This is a genomic window from Pseudomonas sp. HN11, assembly GCF_021390155.1.
Lineage (GTDB): Bacteria > Pseudomonadota > Gammaproteobacteria > Pseudomonadales > Pseudomonadaceae > Aquipseudomonas.
This window is the reverse complement of record NZ_CP089985.1, coordinates 674,221-692,873: the sequence shown is the minus strand read 5'-3', so window position 1 is coordinate 692,873 and position 18,653 is coordinate 674,221. Positions and strand designations below refer to the sequence as shown.

The window sequence follows — 18,653 nt, the reverse complement described above, 5'->3', positions numbered from 1 at the left end:
TCGAAGGCACCGCCCCTATCAGAGGCTGGCGCAGTCTAAAGAATGAAAATGACGATTTGCCTGCGTGCAAGGTAGGACCCCATGCGCAGGACAGAGTTTAGACACAGGTCGGGAAGAGGCTTTCAGCCGCCGGACTTCTTGGCCTTGTACCCGAGCTTGATCAGCTCGGCCAACAGCAACTCGACGTGATCGCCCTGGATCTCGATGACGCCGTCTTTCAACGAGCCTCCTGTGCCACAGCGTTTTTTCAACGTCGTGGCCAGTTCCTTCAGCGCTTCTTCGGCCAACGGCACGCCAGTGATGGTGGTCACCGTCTTGCCGCCACGGCCCTTGCTCTCGCGTCGCACGCGGGCAATACCGTCGCCTTCAGGGATCAGGGTTTGTCTGCAGGTACACGAATCCACGGGCTGACGACAGTCCGGGCAGTGTCGACCTGCGTCGGTGGAAAATACCAGGCCACCAAGGGCGGCGAAGGATGCGGCTTTTTTGGCCACCGGCAATCCTCTCGGGAGGATGAAGACTGATCGGCGCCCGCAAAGGGAACAACCGACCGCGAAGCCCCACTCAGGCAGGGGCAGCGCTACCGAACCGCCAAGGTGGTTCGGGTGAAAAGTCGCGCAGTGTAACGGCAAAAAGCCGACTTGCTAAGAGCCAAATGGCGCCAATTTCTGCAACTTTAGCGACGTGAAGCCAGATAGCGCCGCAAGCCTTCCTGGGCATCCGGGCAATAAGGCTTTTGTTCAGCTTCCTGCAGGACTGTTTCCAGGGACAAGAAGCGCGCTTCCATGACCTCTTCCGGCTGCAGGCGCAGCGGCCCATCCCAAACGGCGGAATAGGATTTGCACCAGAGCCGGCTGTCGCCATCTTCGAAGTAAAAATGGTCATGTTCGATCAATTCGACCCCGCCGACACCCAGTTCTTCTTCCAACTCCCGGGCCGCCGACAAGGCATAGGACTCACCCGCCGCTACCATCCCACCCGCCGCCGTGTCCCAGAAACCGGGGTACATGGCTTTGCTCAGGGTACGTCGATGCACACACAGCTCGCCTTTGGAGTTGAACAGGAAGATAAAGGTGCAACGGCCGATCAAGCCGCGCTGGCGCAGGTCGGACCTGACGAGGGTGCCGAGCAGGTTGTCCTGCTCGTCGACCCAGCAGATCAGTTCAGCGTCGGAAGCCGCGCGGTGTGCGGCCTCCTTTTGAGTAGCGTCCATCATCAACCCTGATTGAGGAGCTGACGCAAGTCGATCACTGCAGCGTTTGCCCGGGAAATATAGTTGGCCATCACCAGCGAATGGTTCGCCAGTACGCCGAAGCCACTGCCATTAAGAATCATAGGACTCCAAACCGGTTCCTGCGAGGCTTCCAGCTCACGAATGATCTGGCGCACGCTGACGGTGGCGTTCTTCTTGGCGAGTACGTCGGCGAAGTCGACTTCGATGGCGCGCAGCAAGTGCGACAAGGCCCAAGCCTGGCCACGGGCTTCGTAGAACACGTTGTCGATCTGCATCCATGGGGTTTCCACCACCTCTTCATCGACTTGCGGCACTTCACCCGGCGCCAAGGCTTCGGTTTTCAGCGCGGTGTTCAGCTTCACCCTACCCACGCTGGCCGACAGGCGTTGCGACAGCGAACCCAAGCGGGTGGCGACGTCGCCCAACCAGTTGTTCAGGTTGTCGGCACGCGCATAGAACAGCGCGCCGCGTTGGTTGGGGTCAGACAAGCGAGCTTCGTAGCGGCTCAGGGAATTGATACCTTCCTGATATTCCGACTCACTGGAGGGCAGCACCCAGCTCTTGTTGTCGAAGTTGAAGCGTGGCTCGGCCTTGGCCAGATCCGCGTCTTCGGCCGACTGCGACTGCGAACGGGCGAAGTCTTTGCGCAGGGCGCGGGTCAGGTCGCGCACCTGCACCAGCACGCCATATTCCCAGCTTGGCATGTTGTCCATCCACAGGCCTGGCGGGAAGCGATCGTTGGAAATGTAACCACCGGGCTTGTTCAGCAAGGTGCCGACCACGGTTTTGAGGGTTTCGACCGTGGTGTAGCCCACCACCATCTGCTTGCCTTCTTTCTCGGCGGCAAGCTGCGCATTCTGCTGGACCGGAAACAGTGCCGGCTCTTGGCTCCAATACCAACCCAGGCCACCAGTGACCAACAGGTACAGGCCGAGCACGCTGAGCACGGCACGGCTCATCAGCACGGTACGAAAATAGCCACGGTTGGCCGACTTGGGCTCAGGCGCGGGGCCTTTGGCGCTGCCTGCACGGTTTTTCCAGTCCAGCATGGCGATATCCTTTCAATCACTTGAGTTCAGGGCGTACGTTCAAACACTCCGACCATAACCCTACCGTATCGTGCCCACCCGTGCGGGGCTTTTTACCGCGCGCGACCACCCAGTCAGCAACTGAATACTACCTGGACACAGTTTATTGACGTATGACACTCATCCCAGGGAAAAGAGGTGCTAGCATAGAGCCATCAGTCGACCTCAGCATGCACCCTAACTAGTAGTCAGGATATGACCGAGCCAGAAGACCCCAGCCGTGAGCGTCTCAAGCAGCATTTTGCCCAGCGGGTAATTCATCAGGCACGTCAAATTCTTGAGATCTGGCAGCGCCTGCAACGCAGCGAGTGGTCCGGCGCCGACCTGTCCGAACTCAGCGAGGCCAATTTACGCCTGCTGCGTTTTGCCGAGCGCTTCGAACAGCCGGAGCACGGTCAGTTGGCGCGACACATCGGTGAATCCCTCAAGGCGGTGGATGAGAACCGTGGGCGCCTGAGCAGCCACCTGATCACCGAACTCAACCGCTTGATGCAGCGCCTGTCACGCACCGGCCTGCGCCAAGGCGACCAGTTTGAGCAAACGCTCCTGCCGCCGATGCGCAAGCCTATCTACGTAATGCTGGCCGATCACGACCGCGCCGAGCGCCTGGCCAAGCAGTTGGAATTCTTTGGCATGAGCGCCCAGTCCCTGGACAGTGTGGCGGCGTTCCGCGCATCGATGGCCGAGCGGCTACCTTCGGCGATTGTGATGGACGTGGACTTCTGCGGTGCCGGCCTGGGCCTCAAGCTCGCCGCCGAAGCCCAGGAAGGCCTGGAACAAAAGCTGCCGCTACTGTTTTTCAGCCTGCACGAAACCGACACTCCGACCCGCCTCGCCGCCGTACGCGCCGGAGGCCAGGAATTCCTCACCGGCACGCTGGAAGCCTCCAGCCTGCTGGAAAAGATCGAAGTGCTGACCTGTGTCGCCCAGTACGAGCCTTACAAAGTGCTGATCATCGACGACTCGCGGGCCCAGGCGCTGCACACCGAACGCCTGCTCAACAGTGCCGGCATCGTTACCCGCACGCTGATCGAACCGATTCAGGCCATGGCCGAACTGGCGGACTTCCAGCCCGACCTGATCATCCTCGACATGTATATGCCAGCCTGTACCGGTACCGAACTGGCCAAGGTCATCCGCCATAACGACCGTTATGTGAGCGTGCCGATCATCTACCTGTCCGCCGAAGACGACTTGGACAAGCAACTGGATGCCATGAGCGAAGGCGGCGACGACTTCCTCACCAAGCCGATCAAGCCACGTCACCTGATCACCACCGTACGCAATCGTGCGGCGCGGGCGCGCAACCTGAAGGCACGGATGGTGCGTGACAGCCTGACCGGCCTGTACAACCACACCCATATCCTGCAATTGCTCGAAGACTGCAGCTTCCGCGCGCGCCGCGAGAACAAACCGCTGAGCTTTGCCATGCTCGATATCGACCACTTCAAGCGGGTCAATGACAGTCACGGCCACCCCATGGGTGACCGTGTGATCAAGAGCCTGGCGCTGTTTCTCAAGCAACGTCTGCGCAAGACCGACTACATCGGGCGCTACGGTGGTGAAGAGTTCGCCATCGTGATGCCCGATACCGACTTGGAGTCGGCGTGCAGGGTGCTGGATGAGATTCGCGGACGCTTTGCGGAAATTCACTACCCCGCCCAACCCCAGGATTTGTGGTGCACCTTCAGCGCCGGGGTGGTGGAGCTGTGCGACGGTTCCGACAGCCTGATGATGGCGGCTCAGGCCGACGAAGCGCTGTACCGCGCCAAGGATGCCGGACGTAACCGCGTGCAAGCCGCGCGGACATCAAAGCAAAGTGCCATCTTTTCACCAGAATTCACCGATTCGGTCATAACCCTGTAATGGAAACGCAATAACTTCAGGCACTTATCTTTTGCTGTCGGTTGAAACCACGCATGCGCCTGAAGCTGCTGACGAATCTCAACACCCTTCTTCTGGTGGCCGTGTGCCTGGCGCTGGGGGCGACGCTGTGGTGGTCGCAGCGTGCGCTGGAGCGGCCGTATCTGCTGATGGAACGCTACCTGGGCTTATCCCAGACCTTTCAGAACCAGGCCGCGCGCAATATCGACGACTACCTTGCCAGCGGCGATGCCCTGCGCTTGAGCAGCGCCAGCCAGAGCCTAGAAAACCTGTTGCAGCATCTGGACGAGTTGCCGACGGACCTTGCACAGAACCTGCGCCCGAGTCTGGTGGACCTGGATGCGTTCAGCAAAACCGACTTGCTCGCGGCCGGCAAGCTGGCCGGAGATCCACAAGCCTTGTTGTTGCAGGCCGAGCGCGAATTGGGCGCGAACCTGGAGCAGTTGAGCCAGTACGCCACCGGCGTGAATGCCCCTGACGCCGCCCGTTATCTACCCCCCTTGCTGGCTGCATCCCAGCACTTGGGCAAACTGTCCCTGGCCCGCGACAAACTGGTGAGCAGCGGGCGTGCGGAACTGGCCGATGATGTGGAGCGCGAAGTCGGCAATATCCGCAGCCAGGCCGATGTGCTGGGGCAGCTACCGTTGTTGGGCGTGAAAGCCAGCGCAGAATCCAGCGCCGACGATTTTTCCGCGTTGATGGGCCTGGAAAACGCCGAAAAAACCGAAGCCCAGGACACAGGGGTCGACCTCAAGCGCGAACTCAACAGCCTGCTGACCCGCTACCCCGCCGAACTCAAGCGCACCCGCGAGCAGATCCAGCAGCGCACCGACCTGGCCGCCAAAACGAACCAGAAAATCGACACCGTGCAACAAGCCATCGCCGGACTCGAGCCCGTGGTGCGCGCGCAGCACGGCAAGATCCAGGGCGAAGTGCGCCTGATGCAAGGCGTGATGATTGGGCTGATCCTGCTGATCGCGCTGCTGATCGACACCCTGCAACGTCGCCTGGCGCGGGTGCTGACCAACCTGGCACCAGCCCTGTCGATCTGGGCCGAGGGCGATTTCAGCCAGCCGATTACCCTGGGCAAGACCAACCGCGAACTGCACGATATCGAAGCATCCCTGAACCGCCTGCGTGCCTACTTGGTGGACTTGGTGGGCACTATTCGCGGCAACGCCGAGGAAGTCGCCGGCAGTAGCCGTGCGCTGGCCGAGCTGAGCAGCGGCCTGCACGACGGCGCGGAACGCCAGGCCGGGGACACCGCACAGATCCGTGACTCGCTGGGTGAACTGGAAGCGACCATCCAGCAAGTGGCGGGTGATGCCAGCCAGGCCGCGGGCGCCAGTCGCAGTGCCGGCCAAGCAGTTGAGCAAGGCCAGCGCGTGATTGGCCTGAGCCTGACCGGGCTGCACGCCCTGGTGGGTGAAGTGCAGCAAAACGCACAGATGATCGAGAAACTCGCCGAAGAATCCGCCACCATCGGCGGCGTGCTGACGGTGATCCGCGCGATCGCAGACCAGACTAACCTGCTGGCCCTCAACGCCGCCATCGAGGCTGCCCGTGCCGGTGAGGCCGGGCGTGGTTTTGCCGTGGTGGCCGACGAAGTCCGCTCCCTGGCCCAACGGACTGCGGGCGCTACCGCAGAGATCCAGACCCTGATCGCCGGACTGCAAAGCGCCGCCCATCAATCGGTGCAAGGCATGCGCGCCCAGGTCGAACACGCCGAAGCCACCGCCCAGCAAGCCCAGGCAGCGGACGGCGCGCTGGATGAAATCGTCGGGGCTATCCAGACCATTTCCGACACCGCCGTGCGCATCGCCGATGTGACCGCACAGCAGAGCGGAGCCGTCAGCGAGATTCGCGACAACAGTGAGCGGATTCATCAGTTGGGTGAGGATAACTTGCTGCGAATCGGCCAAGGCCGCAGCCAGGGCGAGCATCTGCTGGTGCTCGGTGGGCAGCTCAACACTGCCGTACAGGCGTTTCGTGTGTAACTGACCGAATCCGGCCTCACAGTCACAAATTTCGCGCTATCCTCGCTAATCGTGCTGCCTACTGCATAGAACTGGACAGTCACAAAGGCTTTGCGGCATAGTCGCCGGGTTCTGCCGTACCCACATCAAAACAAGGAACAGCCGATGGCGACCTTACTGGTTCTTCACGGACCCAACCTGAACCTGCTCGGCACCCGTGAACCGGGCGTCTACGGGGCAGTCACCCTGGACCAGATCAACCTCGACCTGGAACGCAGGGCGCGTGAGGCCGGCCACCATCTGCTCTACCTGCAAAGCAATGCCGAGTACGAATTGATTGATCGCATCCATGCCGCGCGCGGCGAAGGCGTGGACTTTATCCTGATCAATCCCGCCGCTTTTACACACACAAGCGTTGCATTACGTGACGCGTTGCTGGCGGTGAGCATCCCATTCATCGAAGTGCATTTGTCGAACGTGCACAAACGCGAAGCTTTCCGCCATCACTCCTACTTCTCCGACGTAGCGGTAGGTGTGATCTGCGGCCTTGGCGCCAGCGGTTACCGACTGGCCCTGGAGGCCGCCCTGGAACAACTTGAACAACCGGCCAAGCGCCCCTGACCGACCCTTGGGAGTTGATGATTCATGGATATCCGTAAAGTTAAGAAACTGATCGAACTGCTGGAAGAATCCGGTATCGACGAGCTGGAAATCAAGGAAGGCGAAGAGTCCGTACGGATCAGCCGCCACAGCAAGACCCCGGCCCAGCAGTTCTACGCGCCACAGATGCAAGCACCGGCTCCAGCCGCTGCCGCACCTGCCGCCGCCCCAGTTGCCGCCGCTGCACCTGCCGCTCCAGCCACTCCTGCGCTGAACGGCTTCGTGGTCAAGTCGCCAATGGTCGGTACGTTCTACCGCACCCCGGCACCGACCTCGCCAGCCTTCGTTGAAGTCGGCGCAACCGTGAAAGTGGGCGACACCATCTGCATCGTTGAAGCGATGAAAATGATGAACCACATCACTGCTGAAAAAGCCGGCGTCATCGAATCCATCCTGGTAGAAAACGGTCAGCCGGTTGAGTACGACCAGCCGCTGTTCACCATCGTTTGAACCGCGGAGCGCCTTCGATGTTGAAACCTGCGAAGAAACTGCAAAAAGTCCTGATCGCCAACCGCGGCGAGATCGCGCTGCGTATCCTGCGCGCCTGTAAGGAAGAGGGCATCAAGACCGTCGCTGTTTACTCGACGGCCGATACTGAATTGATGCACGTGAAACTGGCGGACGAAAGCATCTGCATCGGCCCGCCCCTGGCCACGAACTCGTACCTGAAAGTCTCGAACATCATCGCGGCCGCGGAAGTGACCGGTGCTGATGGCATCCACCCGGGCTACGGCTTCCTCGCGGAAAACGCCGATTTCGCCGAACAGGTGGAAAAATCCGGGTTTGCCTTCATCGGTCCTAAAGCCGAAACCATTCGCCTGATGGGCGACAAGGTGTCGGCCAAGGACGCCATGATCGCGGCCGGCGTGCCCACCGTTCCAGGTTCCGACGGCCCGCTGCCTGAGGACGAGGAAACCGCTCTGCGCATTGGTCGTGAAGTCGGCTACCCGGTGATCATCAAGGCCGCCGGTGGCGGTGGTGGTCGCGGCATGCGCGTGGTACACAAGGAAGAAGAGCTGATCGAAGCCGCCAAGCAGACCCGCTCCGAAGCCGGCGCCTGGTTCGGCAACCCGATGGTCTACCTGGAGAAGTACCTGACCAACCCACGTCACGTGGAAGTTCAGGTTCTGTCCGACGGACAAGGCCACGCCATCCACCTGGGCGACCGCGACTGTTCGCTGCAACGTCGTCACCAGAAGGTCCTGGAAGAAGCACCGGCACCGGGCCTGGACGAAAAAGCGCGCCAGGAAGTACTGGCTCGCTGCGTCAAGGCGTGCATCGACATCAACTACCGTGGCGCGGGTACTTTCGAGTTCCTGTACGAGAACGGTCGTTTCTACTTCATCGAGATGAACACTCGCGTGCAGGTAGAGCACCCGGTGTCGGAAATGGTCACCGGTATCGACATCGTCAAGGAGATGCTCAGCATCGCCGCCGGCAACCCGCTGTCCTTCACCCAGGACGACGTGAAGATGCACGGCCACTCCCTGGAGTGCCGCATCAACGCCGAAGACCCGAAAACCTTTATCCCAAGCCCTGGCCTGGTCAAGCATTTCCACGCGCCCGGCGGCAACGGCGTACGTGTGGATTCGCACCTGTACAGCGGCTACAAGGTTCCGTCCAACTACGACTCGCTGATCGGCAAGCTGATCACCTGGGGCGCCACCCGCGACGAGGCCATGGCCCGTATGCGCAACGCCCTGGACGAAATCGTGGTTGACGGCATCAAGACCAACATCCCGCTGCACCGGGACCTGGTCCGTGATGAAGGCTTCTGCGAAGGTGGTGTGAACATTCACTACCTGGAACACAAGCTGGCCAACCAGTAAGTGCTCCACCCAGCAAAGCCGCCTTCGGGCGGCTTTTGTTGTTTCTGCGGCACTGACTTTGCTGGATGGGTGCAATCTCCCCCTGTGGGAGCGGGCTTGCTCGCGAATGCGGTGCGTCAGCAGGCACATGAGGCGCCTGACCCAACGCCTTCGCGAGCAAGCCCCACATTTGATCGGTGTACACCCCTTGGACAGTCGTCATCTGCCCGCTGCTCGCGTAAACTTGCGCGCTTTCGCGACCCACCCGTCGCACATTCATTTTTTCAAAGGTGCCCGCCATGCCTTGGCTGCAAGTCCGTCTCGCCATCAGCCCAGAACAAGCCGAAACCTATGAAGACGCTTTCCTCGAAGTAGGCGCTGTTTCGGTGACCTTCATGGACGCCGAAGACCAACCGATCTTCGAACCGGAACTCAACACCACCCCGCTGTGGTCCCACACCCACTTGCTGGCCCTGTTCGAAGACGGTACCGATGCCGCCGCTGTGCTGGCCCATATGGAATTGCTCACTGGCAGCCCGCTGCCCGAGCATCACAGTGAAGTCATCGAAAACCAGGACTGGGAACGCAGCTGGATGGACAACTTCCAGCCGATGCGTTTCGGCCAGCGCCTGTGGATCGTGCCGAGCTGGCATGCCGCGCCTGAGCCGGACGCGGTCAACCTGCTGCTCGACCCGGGCCTGGCGTTCGGCACCGGCACCCACCCCACCACTGCGCTGTGCCTGGAATGGCTGGATGGCCAGGACCTGACTGACAGTAACGTGCTGGACTTCGGCTGCGGCTCGGGGATCCTGGCAATTGCCGCGCTATTGCTGGGTGCCAAGCAAGCCGTGGGCACCGACATCGACGTGCAAGCCCTGGAAGCTTCCCGCGATAACGCCGGACGCAACAACATCCCTGAAGGCAAATTCCCACTGTATCTGCCTGAAGACCTGCCCCAGGTGCAGGCCGACGTGCTGGTGGCCAACATCCTCGCCGGCCCGCTGGTGTCCCTGGCGCCGCAGCTGTCGAGCCTGGTCAAACCGGGTGGTCGCCTGGCGCTGTCGGGCATCCTGGCCGAGCAAGGCGAAGACGTCGCTGCCGCCTACGCGCAGGATTTCGAGCTGGATCCGATCGCCAACCGTGACGGCTGGGTACGCATCAGCGGTCGTCGGCGCTAGAATGAGCGCTTGCCTGAATCGGATGGCCGCATGACCGACAGTTTCGTCACCCAGTGCCCACACTGCCAAGCACGCTTTCGCGTCAACCACGCTCAATTGAGCGTGGCCCGCGGCGTGGTGCGCTGCGGCTCGTGCCTGCAGGTGTTCAATGCCGCTCGCCAGTTGCTGGAGCAACGCGGCCAGGCACAGGAGCCGCTGCCCGAGCCGCCGGCCTTCATTGAGCCGGCGCCCGACGCCGCTCCCGAGGCCCCGCGCGCCATCAGCCAGAAGCAGTGGACCGCCGAAGAGCTGGACCTGGACAACCTTGACCTGGACGAAGAACTGGCCAAGCTGGAACGCCGCGAGATTCAGCACACGCTGCCCGTGGGTGCAGATCGTCGCCAGCCCGGCACCGACCGCCGCCAGAAGGAAGAATCCTTCAGCGCCAGCCGTGACACGGTCAAGGCCGAAGAGGAAAAATGGGCGGCGAGCCTGTTCAGCGACCCGCCTGAAGAGCGCCTCCACGTCACCGAAGACGAGCCTGAACCTGCGACCAAGCAGCGCACCGAACCCTCCATGTCGCTCCACACCGACGATCTCGACGATGAGCCGCCACTGCGTTCAACGCCGGACGATGACGACATCGACCCGCCGTTCACGCCACTGACCAAAGCGGCCGAACCCGAAGATCGACTGCCACCTCGCCGCAAACGCCCACGCGCAGAGGCCAGCGTGCATGACGATGTGCTCCAGGACCTGGAAGATGACCCGCTGCACCTCTACGCGCAAAAACGCCCATCGGGCTGGGGCCGTCGGCTGGTCTGGCTGTTGCTGGTACTGATCGCTGCCGGCGGCCTTGCCGGTCAGTACATCGCTTATCAATTCGACGACCTGGCTCGCCAGGACGCCTATCGCCCGTGGTTCCAACAAGTGTGCCCCACACTGGGCTGCACGGTGCCATCACGGGTCGATATCGCCCATATCAAGAGCAGCAACCTGGTCGTGCGCAGCCACCCGGACTTCGCCGGGGCCTTGGTAGTGGATGCGATCATCTATAACCGCGCGACCTTCACCCAGCCCTTCCCGCTGCTGGAGCTGCGATTTGCCGATTTGAATGGCAGCCTGATTGCCAGTCGTCGCTTCAAACCCGCCGAATACCTCAGCGGCGAGTTGGCCGGTGTTAGCGAAATGCCCTCGCAAACCCCGATCCATATCTCCCTGGACATCCTCGATCCGGGCAACAAAGCCGTGAATTACAGCCTGAGCTTTCACTCGCCGGAGTGAATCGGCTCATGCATTGAGATTTGACGGCAGGTTATTGACTTTACTGTGCGCAACCAAACCGGTGGCGATAAAGAAATAACTGTTCAGATTTTATCCAATTCAGCCTTTATCCAGTCATCGAGAGCGGGTATCATGCCAACCCTTTTTCGAACTCTAATGATCCGGCCCCACAACAGGGAAGTCCTATGTCGGCGGTACGCATCGGCCCATACACATTGCAGAACGGCTTGATCCTCGCCCCGATGGCGGGGGTTACCGACCAGCCCTTTCGTCAGCTGTGCAAGCGTTTGGGCGCGGGTCTAGTAGTCTCGGAAATGGTCACCAGCGACATGAGCTTGTGGAACACCCGCAAATCGCGGATGCGCATGATCCACGAAGGTGATCCCGAGCCGCGCTCGGTGCAGATCGCCGGTGGAGATGCACAGATGCTGGCGGATGCGGCCCGGGCCAACGTGGAGTTGGGGGCACAGATCATCGACATCAACATGGGCTGCCCGGCCAAGAAGGTCTGCAATAAGGCCGCCGGTTCCGCGCTGTTGAAAGATGAGCAGTTGGTTGCCGAGATCCTGCAGGCCGTTGTCGCCGCAGTGGATGTACCGGTCACCCTGAAGATCCGTACCGGCTGGGACCGGGACAACAAGAACGGCCTGACAGTGGCGAAGATCGCTGAACAGGCAGGCATTACAGCGCTGGCGGTGCATGGCCGCACCCGCGCCGACCTTTACACCGGTGAAGCCGAGTACGACACCATCGCCGCGATCAAGCAGACGGTGTCGATGCCGGTGTTTGCCAATGGCGACATCGACTCCGCCGAGAAAGCCCGGCGCGTACTGCACGCTACCGGTGCCGATGGCTTGTTGATTGGCCGGGCTGCCCAGGGGCGGCCGTGGATTTTTCGTGAGATCGAGCATTTTCTGCGTACCGGCGAAGTGTTGCCGGCACCGGAGCTGATCGAGGTGGAACGTATTCTGCTAGAGCATCTGGCCGCACTTCATGTTTTCTACGGAGACGTGATGGGCGTGCGCATTGCTCGCAAGCATGTCGGCTGGTACCTCGCCACCTTGCCGGGCGCCAAGGAATTCCGCGCTCAGTTCAATCGTTTGGATGAAACGCAGGCACAGGTCGCCACCGTTCGTGAGTTCTTCGCCGAACGTGACAAGAGCCTGGGAACAGGGGATGCAAAGGGGGTGGCCGCATGACGATGATGACCGAGACTTTAGTGAGTGGAACAACACCCGTGAGCGACAACGTCAATTTGAAACAGCACCTCAACACGCCGAGCGAAGAAGGCCAGACCCTTCGCGGGAGTGTCGAGAAGGCGCTGCACAATTATTTCGCCCACCTTGAGGGCGCTTCCGTCACGGACGTGTACAACCTGGTGCTCTCCGAAGTCGAGGCGCCCTTGCTCGAAAGCGTGATGAATTACGTGAAGGGTAACCAGACCAAAGCCAGTGAGCTGCTGGGCCTCAACCGTGGCACCTTGCGCAAAAAGCTCAAGCAGTACGATTTGTTGTAAGCATTCAATCAAACCAGAAAGGCGCCCGCGTAAAAAACGGTCGCCTTTTTTGCTGACTCCTTTGCTTTTGATGGAAATTGAAATGACCGACCAGACTACCCGCCTGCCGATCCGCCGCGCCTTGATCAGTGTCTCCGACAAGACCGGGATCCTCGAATTTGCCCGGGAGCTGGAAGCCCTGGGCGTGGAAATCCTCTCCACAGGCGGGACCTTCAAACTGCTGCAGGACAACGGCGTGGCCGCAGTGGAAGTGGCGGACTACACCGGTTTCGCAGAAATGATGGACGGTCGGGTCAAGACCCTGCACCCGAAAATCCACGGCGGCATCCTCGGCCGTCGCGGCACCGACGACGCGATCATGGCCGAGCACGGCATCAAGCCGATCGACTTGGTGGCCGTTAACCTCTATCCGTTCGAAGCCACCATCAACAAGCCAGGTTGCGACCTGCCGACCGCCATCGAAAACATCGATATCGGTGGCCCGACCATGGTGCGCTCGGCGGCCAAGAACCACAAAGACGTGGCCATCGTGGTTAACGCCAGCGATTACGCCAACGTGCTGCAAAGCCTGAAAGCCGGTGGCCTGACCTACGCCCAGCGCTTCGACCTGATGCTCAAGGCCTTCGAACACACCGCTGCCTACGACGGCATGATTGCCAACTACATGGGCACCGTTAACCAAACGGTTGAAACCCTGAGCACCGAAGGGCGCAGCCAGTTCCCGCGCACCTTCAACAGCCAGTTCATCAAGGCCCAGGAAATGCGCTACGGCGAGAACCCGCACCAGAGCGCGGCATTCTACGTAGAAGCCAAACCCGCCGAAGTGGGCATCGCTACCGCGACCCAACTGCAGGGCAAAGAGCTGTCCTACAACAACGTGGCCGACACCGACGCCGCGCTGGAATGCGTGAAGAGCTTCGTCAAGCCGGCCTGCGTGATCGTCAAACACGCCAACCCATGCGGCGTGGCCGTGAGCCCGGACGCGGAAGGCGGCATTCGCCAGGCCTACGAACTGGCCTACGCCACCGACACCGAATCGGCGTTCGGCGGCATCATCGCGTTCAACCGTGAACTGGATGCCGAGACCGCCAAGGCGATCGTCGAGCGTCAGTTCGTTGAAGTGATCATTGCCCCAAGCGTCAGCGAAGAAGCCCGCGCCATCGTGGCGGCAAAAGCCAACGTGCGCCTGCTGGCCTGCGGCGAGTGGTCGGCTGAGCGTGCCGCCGCCTGGGACTACAAGCGCGTCAACGGCGGCTTGCTGGTACAGAGCCGTGACATCGGCATGATCGGCAGCCAGGACCTTAAAGTTGTGACCCAGCGCGCCCCGACCGAGCAAGAGATCAATGACCTGATCTTCGCCTGGAAAGTGGCCAAGTACGTGAAGTCCAACGCCATCGTCTACGCCAAGAACCGCCAGACCATCGGTGTCGGCGCCGGCCAGATGAGCCGTGTGAACTCAGCGCGTATCGCCGCGATCAAGGCTGAGCACGCGGGTTTGCAGGTGGTGGGTTCGGTAATGGCTTCCGACGCATTCTTCCCGTTCCGTGACGGTCTGGACAACGCCGCCAAGGCAGGCGTGACCGCCGTGATCCAACCGGGCGGCTCGATGCGTGACGCTGAAGTCATCGCTGCCGCTGATGAAGCCGGCATCGCCATGGTCTTCACCGGTATGCGTCACTTCCGTCACTGATCCACTGGTGTGGAGTGGCAAGTTTTCAGCTGCAAGCGCCAAGTGAGAGCAGACCATGGTCGCTTTTGCTTTCGTTTGCAGCCTCACTAATTCAAAGCTGCAAGCCGCAAGTTGGATCGATACAGATTGCTTTTAACTTGCCGCTTGCCGCTTGCCGCTTTTAACTTCCCTCGAAGGAGTCTGACTTGAACGTCCTTATCATTGGCAGCGGTGGCCGTGAACACGCCCTGGCCTGGAAAGTTGCCCAGGACCCGCGGGTCCAGAAAGTATTCGTTGCACCCGGCAACGCCGGTACCGCCATTGAAGCCAAGTGCGAGAACGTGGCTATCGACGTGCTGGCCCTTGAGCAACTGGCCGACTTCGCTGAAAAAAATGTTTCCCTGACCATCGTTGGTCCGGAAGTCCCATTGGTTGCCGGCGTCGTGGACCTGTTCCGCAGCCGTGGCCTGGACTGCTTCGGCCCTACCGCTGGTGCAGCGCAGCTGGAAGGCTCCAAGGCATTCACCAAGGACTTCCTGGCTCGCCACAAGATCCCAACCGCCGACTATCAGAACTTCACCGAGATCGAGCCGGCCCTGGCTTACCTGCGTGAAAAAGGTGCGCCAATCGTGATCAAGGCTGATGGCCTGGCCGCCGGTAAAGGCGTGATCGTTGCCATGACCCTGCAGGAAGCCGAAGACGCCGTGCGCGACATGCTTGCCGGCAACGCGTTCGGTGACGCTGGTTCGCGCGTGGTAATCGAGGAATTCCTCGATGGCGAAGAAGCCAGCTTTATCGTGATGGTCGACGGCAAGAACGTCTTGCCGATGGCCACCAGCCAGGACCACAAACGCGTCGGCGACGGCGACACCGGCCCGAACACCGGCGGCATGGGCGCCTACTCCCCTGCCCCGGTGGTCACCGCCGATGTGCATCAGCGCGTCATGGACCAGGTGATCTGGCCGACCGTGCGCGGCATGGCTGACGAAGGCAATGTGTACACCGGCTTCCTGTATGCCGGCCTGATGATCGACAAAGCCGGTAACCCGAAAGTCATCGAATTCAACTGCCGCTTCGGCGACCCGGAAACCCAACCGGTGATGTTGCGTCTGCAATCGAGCCTGGTGCTGCTGGTGGAAGCTGCCCTGGCCCAGGCCCTGGACAAGGTTGAAGCGCAATGGGATCCACGTCCGAGCGTCGGCATTGTGCTGGCCGCCGGCGGATACCCTGCCGACTACGCCAAGGGCGACGTGGTTGAAGGCCTCGACGCGGCGGCTATGCTGGAAGGCAAGGTGTTCCATGCGGGCACCGCGCTCAAGGATGGCAAGGTCGTGACTGCCGGTGGCCGTGTGTTGTGCGCTACTGCCATGGGCGCCAGCGTCGACGCCGCGCAGCAACAGGCGTACAAGCTGGCCGCGAAGATCGATTGGAAAGGCTGTTTCTACCGCAAGGACATTGGCTATCGCGCCATTGCGCGAGAGCGCGGCGAGAGCCAGTAAGCCGCTATCCGTTCGGCTAGGCAGGGGCCTCTGGCCCTTGCCGTATGCAGGCCTACCCGCGCATAGTTAACCGTGCATCAACCTACGAAGGGATTTCGCCGTGCGCTGGCTCAGGATCGCCATAGGTTTCACTGTCAGCCTGCTGACACTGCTCTGCTTGCTCCCGGCCCAGGCCGCCGCGCAAGGCAGTGGCTGGGCAGTATTGCTTGATGAACAGGCCGACCTGCAACTGAGCGACATCCGTTCCTCGCGCTACACCAATCAATTCAGCCCCATCGAACTGGACCGCATTACCGCCGCGGAACCGAACGGTGCGTTGTGGGTGCGTTTCAAGTTGCAACCCGGCAAGCACGAGCAAGTGCTGCGGGTATTTGCCCCGGATCTGTCCCACCTGAGCCTCTATGTACTTGACGGCGATACCCTGGTGGAACAACAGAGCACCGGCACACGCCAACCCCAGGCTGAGCGCCCATTACCCAGCAGTGACTTCATGCTGGCGATGCCCCAGAGTCAGAAACCCTTAGAGGTCTACCTGCGCCTGGTGTCGGAACACGAGCTGCGCCCCTATATCACCCTGGAGCCGGCCGTACTCGCCGCCGCTGACCAGACTCAGACGCTGATCTACGGCCTGTTGTTCGGCTGCCTGTTGATGCTGATCCTGCACAACATCACCCGTTTCGCTTACCACCGCTCACGCAGTAGCCTGTGGCTGGCGGCCTGCGAAAGCCTGCTGATGCTCAGCCTTGCGCTGCTGCTCAATCTGATCGGCCCATGGTTGCCGAACTGGCACGCAATCCAGACACCGGGCGCCTACCTGGCTCTGCTGCTGACCGCGCCGTGCGGATTGATGTTCGCCTACCGCTTTTTCATGCCCTTGGGCGCGCACCCGCTGAACAAGCTGTTGATGGCGGACATCCTGTTCATCGTGCTGTGCGGCCTGCTGCTGTTGTTCGTCAACACCTTGCCACTGAACATCATCACCTATGCCCTGGTGGCCCTGGCCGGCTTGAGCATGCTGTTCGTCTCGGCCTATCACTGGCAGAAAGGCTACCGCCCGGCACGCCTGTTCGTGGCGGCGATGGTGGTGTTCAACATCGGTACGTTGATCATCCTGCCGGCGCTGTTGGGCCTGACGATGGTTTCGCCACAGGGCCTGATCGTCACGCTGCTGGCGTTTATCTGCCTCAGCGGCTTGTTGATGAGCCTGGCGTTGGGCGAACGCCAGCGTGCGATTGTCGAAGCGCGCTTCAGCCTCAGCCGCGACCTGGCGGCGAGCAATGCCGAGATCGCCGCCAAGGCCGAGTTCCTGGCCAAGATCAGCCACGAAATCCGCACCCCCATGAATGGCGTGCTGGGTATGACCGAATTATTGCTGGGCACGCCCCTCTCTGTGAAACAGCGCGACTATGTGCAAACCATACACAGCGCCGGTAATGAACTGCTCACGCTGATCAATGAAATCCTCGACATCTCCAAGCTGGAATCTGGCCAGATCGAATTGGATGACGTGCAGTTCGACCTCAACGCGCTGATCGAAGACTGCCTGAGTATTTTCCGCGCCAAGGCCGAGCAACAGAACGTCGAACTGATCAGCTTTATCCAGCCCCAGGTGCCTCGCGTCATCAGCGGCGACCCAACGCGCCTGCGCCAGGCCATGCTGAGCCTGCTGGAAAACGCCCTGCAAAAAACCGACGAAGGCGAAGTACTCATCGTCGTCGCACTGGACGACCGCAGCACCAAGCCGCGCCTGCGCATTGCCGTACAAGACAGCGGCCTGCCGATGGAGCCCGCCGAGCGTGACGCCCTGCTGCACAGCGAACTGCACAGCAAGAATTTCTTCTCGGCCACCCGCCTGAACGGTCACTTGGGCCTGGTCATCGCTCGCCAGTTGATCCTGCTGATGAATGGCGAGTTCGGTATCAAGAGCGGCAGTCATCAGGGCAGCACCTTGTGGCTGACCCTGCCGTTGGACCCGGAACGCCTGGAACACCCGACCTCCGACCTCGACGGTCCACTCAAAGGCGCGCGGGTGTTGGTGGTGGACGACAACGACACCTGCCGCAAGGTGCTGGTGCAGCAATGCTCGGCCTGGGGCCTCAACGTCAGCGCGGTGCCGTCGGGCAAGGAAGCCCTGGCGTTGCTACGCACCAAGGCGCACCTGCGTGACTACTTTGACGTGGTGCTGCTGGACCAGAACATGCCCGGCATGACCGGCATGCAGCTGGCGGCGAAGATCAAGGAAGACCCGAGCCTGAACCACGACATCCTGTTGATCATGCTCACCGGCATCAGCAATGCGCCGAGCAAGATCATCGCGCGCAATTGCGGGATCAAGCGCATCCTCGCCAAACCGGTGGCCGGCTACACACTCAAGACCACCCTGGCCGACGAACTGACCCAGCGCAGCAAGGGCAACGTGCCACCACGCCCGATTCTCAACGCCCCGGCGGCCGTCACCGTGCCGACGGATTTCCGTATCCTGGTGGCCGAAGACAACAGCATCTCCACCAAGGTGATCCGTGGCATGCTCGGCAAGCTCAACCTCAACCCGGACACTGCCAGCAATGGCGAAGAGGCGCTGGAAGCGATGAAAGCCCAGCGTTATGACCTGGTGCTGATGGATTGTGAAATGCCGATTCTCGATGGCTTCTCGGCGACCCAGCAACTGCGCGCGTGGGAAGTCAGCCACCAGCGTATTCGCACACCAGTGGTGGCGCTGACGGCGCACATTCTGTCGGAACATAAAGAGCGTGCGCGCCAGGCCGGAATGGATGGGCATATGGCCAAGCCGGTGGAGTTGTCGCAGCTGCGCGAGCTGGTGGAGTTCTGGGTGGCGCAGCGTCAGCAACGGCCCGAACACGCCCCTTCCTGAGCTGAA

At 61.1% G+C, this 18,653-nt stretch carries 15 protein-coding genes; 12 read left to right on the top strand and 3 right to left on the bottom strand.

Translation table 11 applies throughout. The annotated features are described in order from the left end of the window. Window positions 1-122: 122 nt before the first annotated feature. From LVW35_RS03030 to LVW35_RS03020, 3 genes are all read right to left on the bottom strand, one after another. A complete protein-coding gene (locus LVW35_RS03030; protein WP_233893660.1) occupies window positions 123-494 on the bottom strand; it encodes a translation initiation factor Sui1 in 372 nt (123 codons plus the stop codon). Between the two features lie 182 nt (window positions 495-676). Further along, on the bottom strand, window positions 677-1,213 hold the full coding sequence (locus tag LVW35_RS03025) for an NUDIX hydrolase (protein ID WP_233893659.1): 537 nt from the start codon (window positions 1,211-1,213) through the stop codon (window positions 677-679). A gap of 2 nt (window positions 1,214-1,215) precedes the next feature. Beyond that, window positions 1,216-2,193 (bottom strand): DUF2333 family protein, encoded by a 978-nt coding sequence (locus LVW35_RS03020; protein WP_371262171.1) that lies wholly within the window; start codon window positions 2,191-2,193, stop codon window positions 1,216-1,218. Between the two features lie 324 nt (window positions 2,194-2,517). On the opposite strand from LVW35_RS03020, the gene LVW35_RS03015 reads away from it, so the two are divergent. The 12 genes from LVW35_RS03015 (at window position 2,518) to LVW35_RS02960 (ending at window position 18,647) form a co-directional block, all read left to right on the top strand. Continuing rightward, a complete protein-coding gene (locus LVW35_RS03015) occupies window positions 2,518-4,188 on the top strand; it encodes a response regulator (protein WP_233893657.1) in 1,671 nt (556 codons plus the stop codon). Between the two features lie 1,466 nt (window positions 4,189-5,654). Beyond that, window positions 5,655-6,203, top strand: coding sequence for a methyl-accepting chemotaxis protein (locus tag LVW35_RS29055; protein ID WP_406958492.1), 549 nt, complete (start codon window positions 5,655-5,657; stop codon window positions 6,201-6,203). 144 nt (window positions 6,204-6,347) lie between these two features. After that, entirely contained in the window at window positions 6,348-6,803 is a 456-nt protein-coding gene (aroQ, locus tag LVW35_RS03005) for a type II 3-dehydroquinate dehydratase (protein ID WP_010213488.1), read from the top strand. Between the two features lie 24 nt (window positions 6,804-6,827). Further along, window positions 6,828-7,292: an acetyl-CoA carboxylase biotin carboxyl carrier protein gene (gene accB / locus LVW35_RS03000; RefSeq protein ID WP_233893655.1), complete on the top strand. Its 465-nt coding sequence runs from the start codon at window positions 6,828-6,830 to the stop codon at window positions 7,290-7,292. Window positions 7,293-7,309: 17 nt separating this feature from the next. Then, window positions 7,310-8,671, top strand: coding sequence for an acetyl-CoA carboxylase biotin carboxylase subunit (gene accC, locus LVW35_RS02995; RefSeq protein WP_233893654.1), 1,362 nt, complete (start codon window positions 7,310-7,312; stop codon window positions 8,669-8,671). Window positions 8,672-8,949: 278 nt separating this feature from the next. Further along, complete coding sequence (prmA, locus tag LVW35_RS02990; RefSeq protein WP_233893652.1) at window positions 8,950-9,828, top strand: 50S ribosomal protein L11 methyltransferase; 879 nt, start codon at window positions 8,950-8,952, stop codon at window positions 9,826-9,828. A gap of 30 nt (window positions 9,829-9,858) precedes the next feature. Next, window positions 9,859-11,091 carry a DUF3426 domain-containing protein gene (locus LVW35_RS02985; protein ID WP_233893650.1) on the top strand — a complete coding sequence of 411 codons (1,233 nt, stop codon included), beginning with the start codon at window positions 9,859-9,861 and terminating at the stop codon, window positions 11,089-11,091. 185 nt (window positions 11,092-11,276) lie between these two features. Continuing rightward, window positions 11,277-12,290: a tRNA dihydrouridine synthase DusB gene (gene dusB / locus LVW35_RS02980; RefSeq protein ID WP_233893648.1), complete on the top strand. Its 1,014-nt coding sequence runs from the start codon at window positions 11,277-11,279 to the stop codon at window positions 12,288-12,290. Beyond that, window positions 12,287-12,607, top strand: a complete 321-nt coding sequence (fis, locus tag LVW35_RS02975) for a DNA-binding transcriptional regulator Fis (protein WP_002555375.1) — start codon at window positions 12,287-12,289, stop codon at window positions 12,605-12,607. The genes dusB and fis overlap by 4 nt, the downstream gene beginning before the upstream one ends. A gap of 82 nt (window positions 12,608-12,689) precedes the next feature. Then, window positions 12,690-14,297 (top strand): bifunctional phosphoribosylaminoimidazolecarboxamide formyltransferase/IMP cyclohydrolase, encoded by a 1,608-nt coding sequence (gene purH / locus LVW35_RS02970; RefSeq protein ID WP_233893647.1) that lies wholly within the window; start codon window positions 12,690-12,692, stop codon window positions 14,295-14,297. Between the two features lie 185 nt (window positions 14,298-14,482). Next, window positions 14,483-15,775, top strand: a complete 1,293-nt coding sequence (gene purD / locus LVW35_RS02965; protein ID WP_233893646.1) for a phosphoribosylamine--glycine ligase — start codon at window positions 14,483-14,485, stop codon at window positions 15,773-15,775. 100 nt (window positions 15,776-15,875) lie between these two features. Beyond that, window positions 15,876-18,647, top strand: a complete 2,772-nt coding sequence (locus tag LVW35_RS02960) for a hybrid sensor histidine kinase/response regulator (protein WP_233893645.1) — start codon at window positions 15,876-15,878, stop codon at window positions 18,645-18,647. Window positions 18,648-18,653: the final 6 nt, after the last annotated feature.

Bases quoted from the DNA above. Each gene is read 5' to 3' on its own strand.
- LVW35_RS03015 (WP_233893657.1), top strand. From the start codon at position 2,518: ATGACCGAGCCAGAAGACCCCAGCCGTGAGCGTCTCAAGCAGCATTTT.
- accB (WP_233893655.1), top strand. From the start codon at position 6,828: ATGGATATCCGTAAAGTTAAGAAACTGATCGAACTGCTGGAAGAATCC.
- purH (WP_233893647.1), top strand. From the start codon at position 12,690: ATGACCGACCAGACTACCCGCCTGCCGATCCGCCGCGCCTTGATCAGT.
- dusB (WP_233893648.1), top strand. From the start codon at position 11,277: ATGTCGGCGGTACGCATCGGCCCATACACATTGCAGAACGGCTTGATC.
- accC (WP_233893654.1), top strand. From the start codon at position 7,310: ATGTTGAAACCTGCGAAGAAACTGCAAAAAGTCCTGATCGCCAACCGC.
- LVW35_RS02985 (WP_233893650.1), top strand. From the start codon at position 9,859: ATGACCGACAGTTTCGTCACCCAGTGCCCACACTGCCAAGCACGCTTT.
- prmA (WP_233893652.1), top strand. From the start codon at position 8,950: ATGCCTTGGCTGCAAGTCCGTCTCGCCATCAGCCCAGAACAAGCCGAA.
- LVW35_RS03020 (WP_371262171.1), bottom strand. From the start codon at position 2,193: ATGAGCCGTGCCGTGCTCAGCGTGCTCGGCCTGTACCTGTTGGTCACT.
- fis (WP_002555375.1), top strand. From the start codon at position 12,287: ATGACGATGATGACCGAGACTTTAGTGAGTGGAACAACACCCGTGAGC.
- LVW35_RS29055 (WP_406958492.1), top strand. From the start codon at position 5,655: ATGATCGAGAAACTCGCCGAAGAATCCGCCACCATCGGCGGCGTGCTG.
- LVW35_RS03025 (WP_233893659.1), bottom strand. From the start codon at position 1,213: ATGGACGCTACTCAAAAGGAGGCCGCACACCGCGCGGCTTCCGACGCT.
- aroQ (WP_010213488.1), top strand. From the start codon at position 6,348: ATGGCGACCTTACTGGTTCTTCACGGACCCAACCTGAACCTGCTCGGC.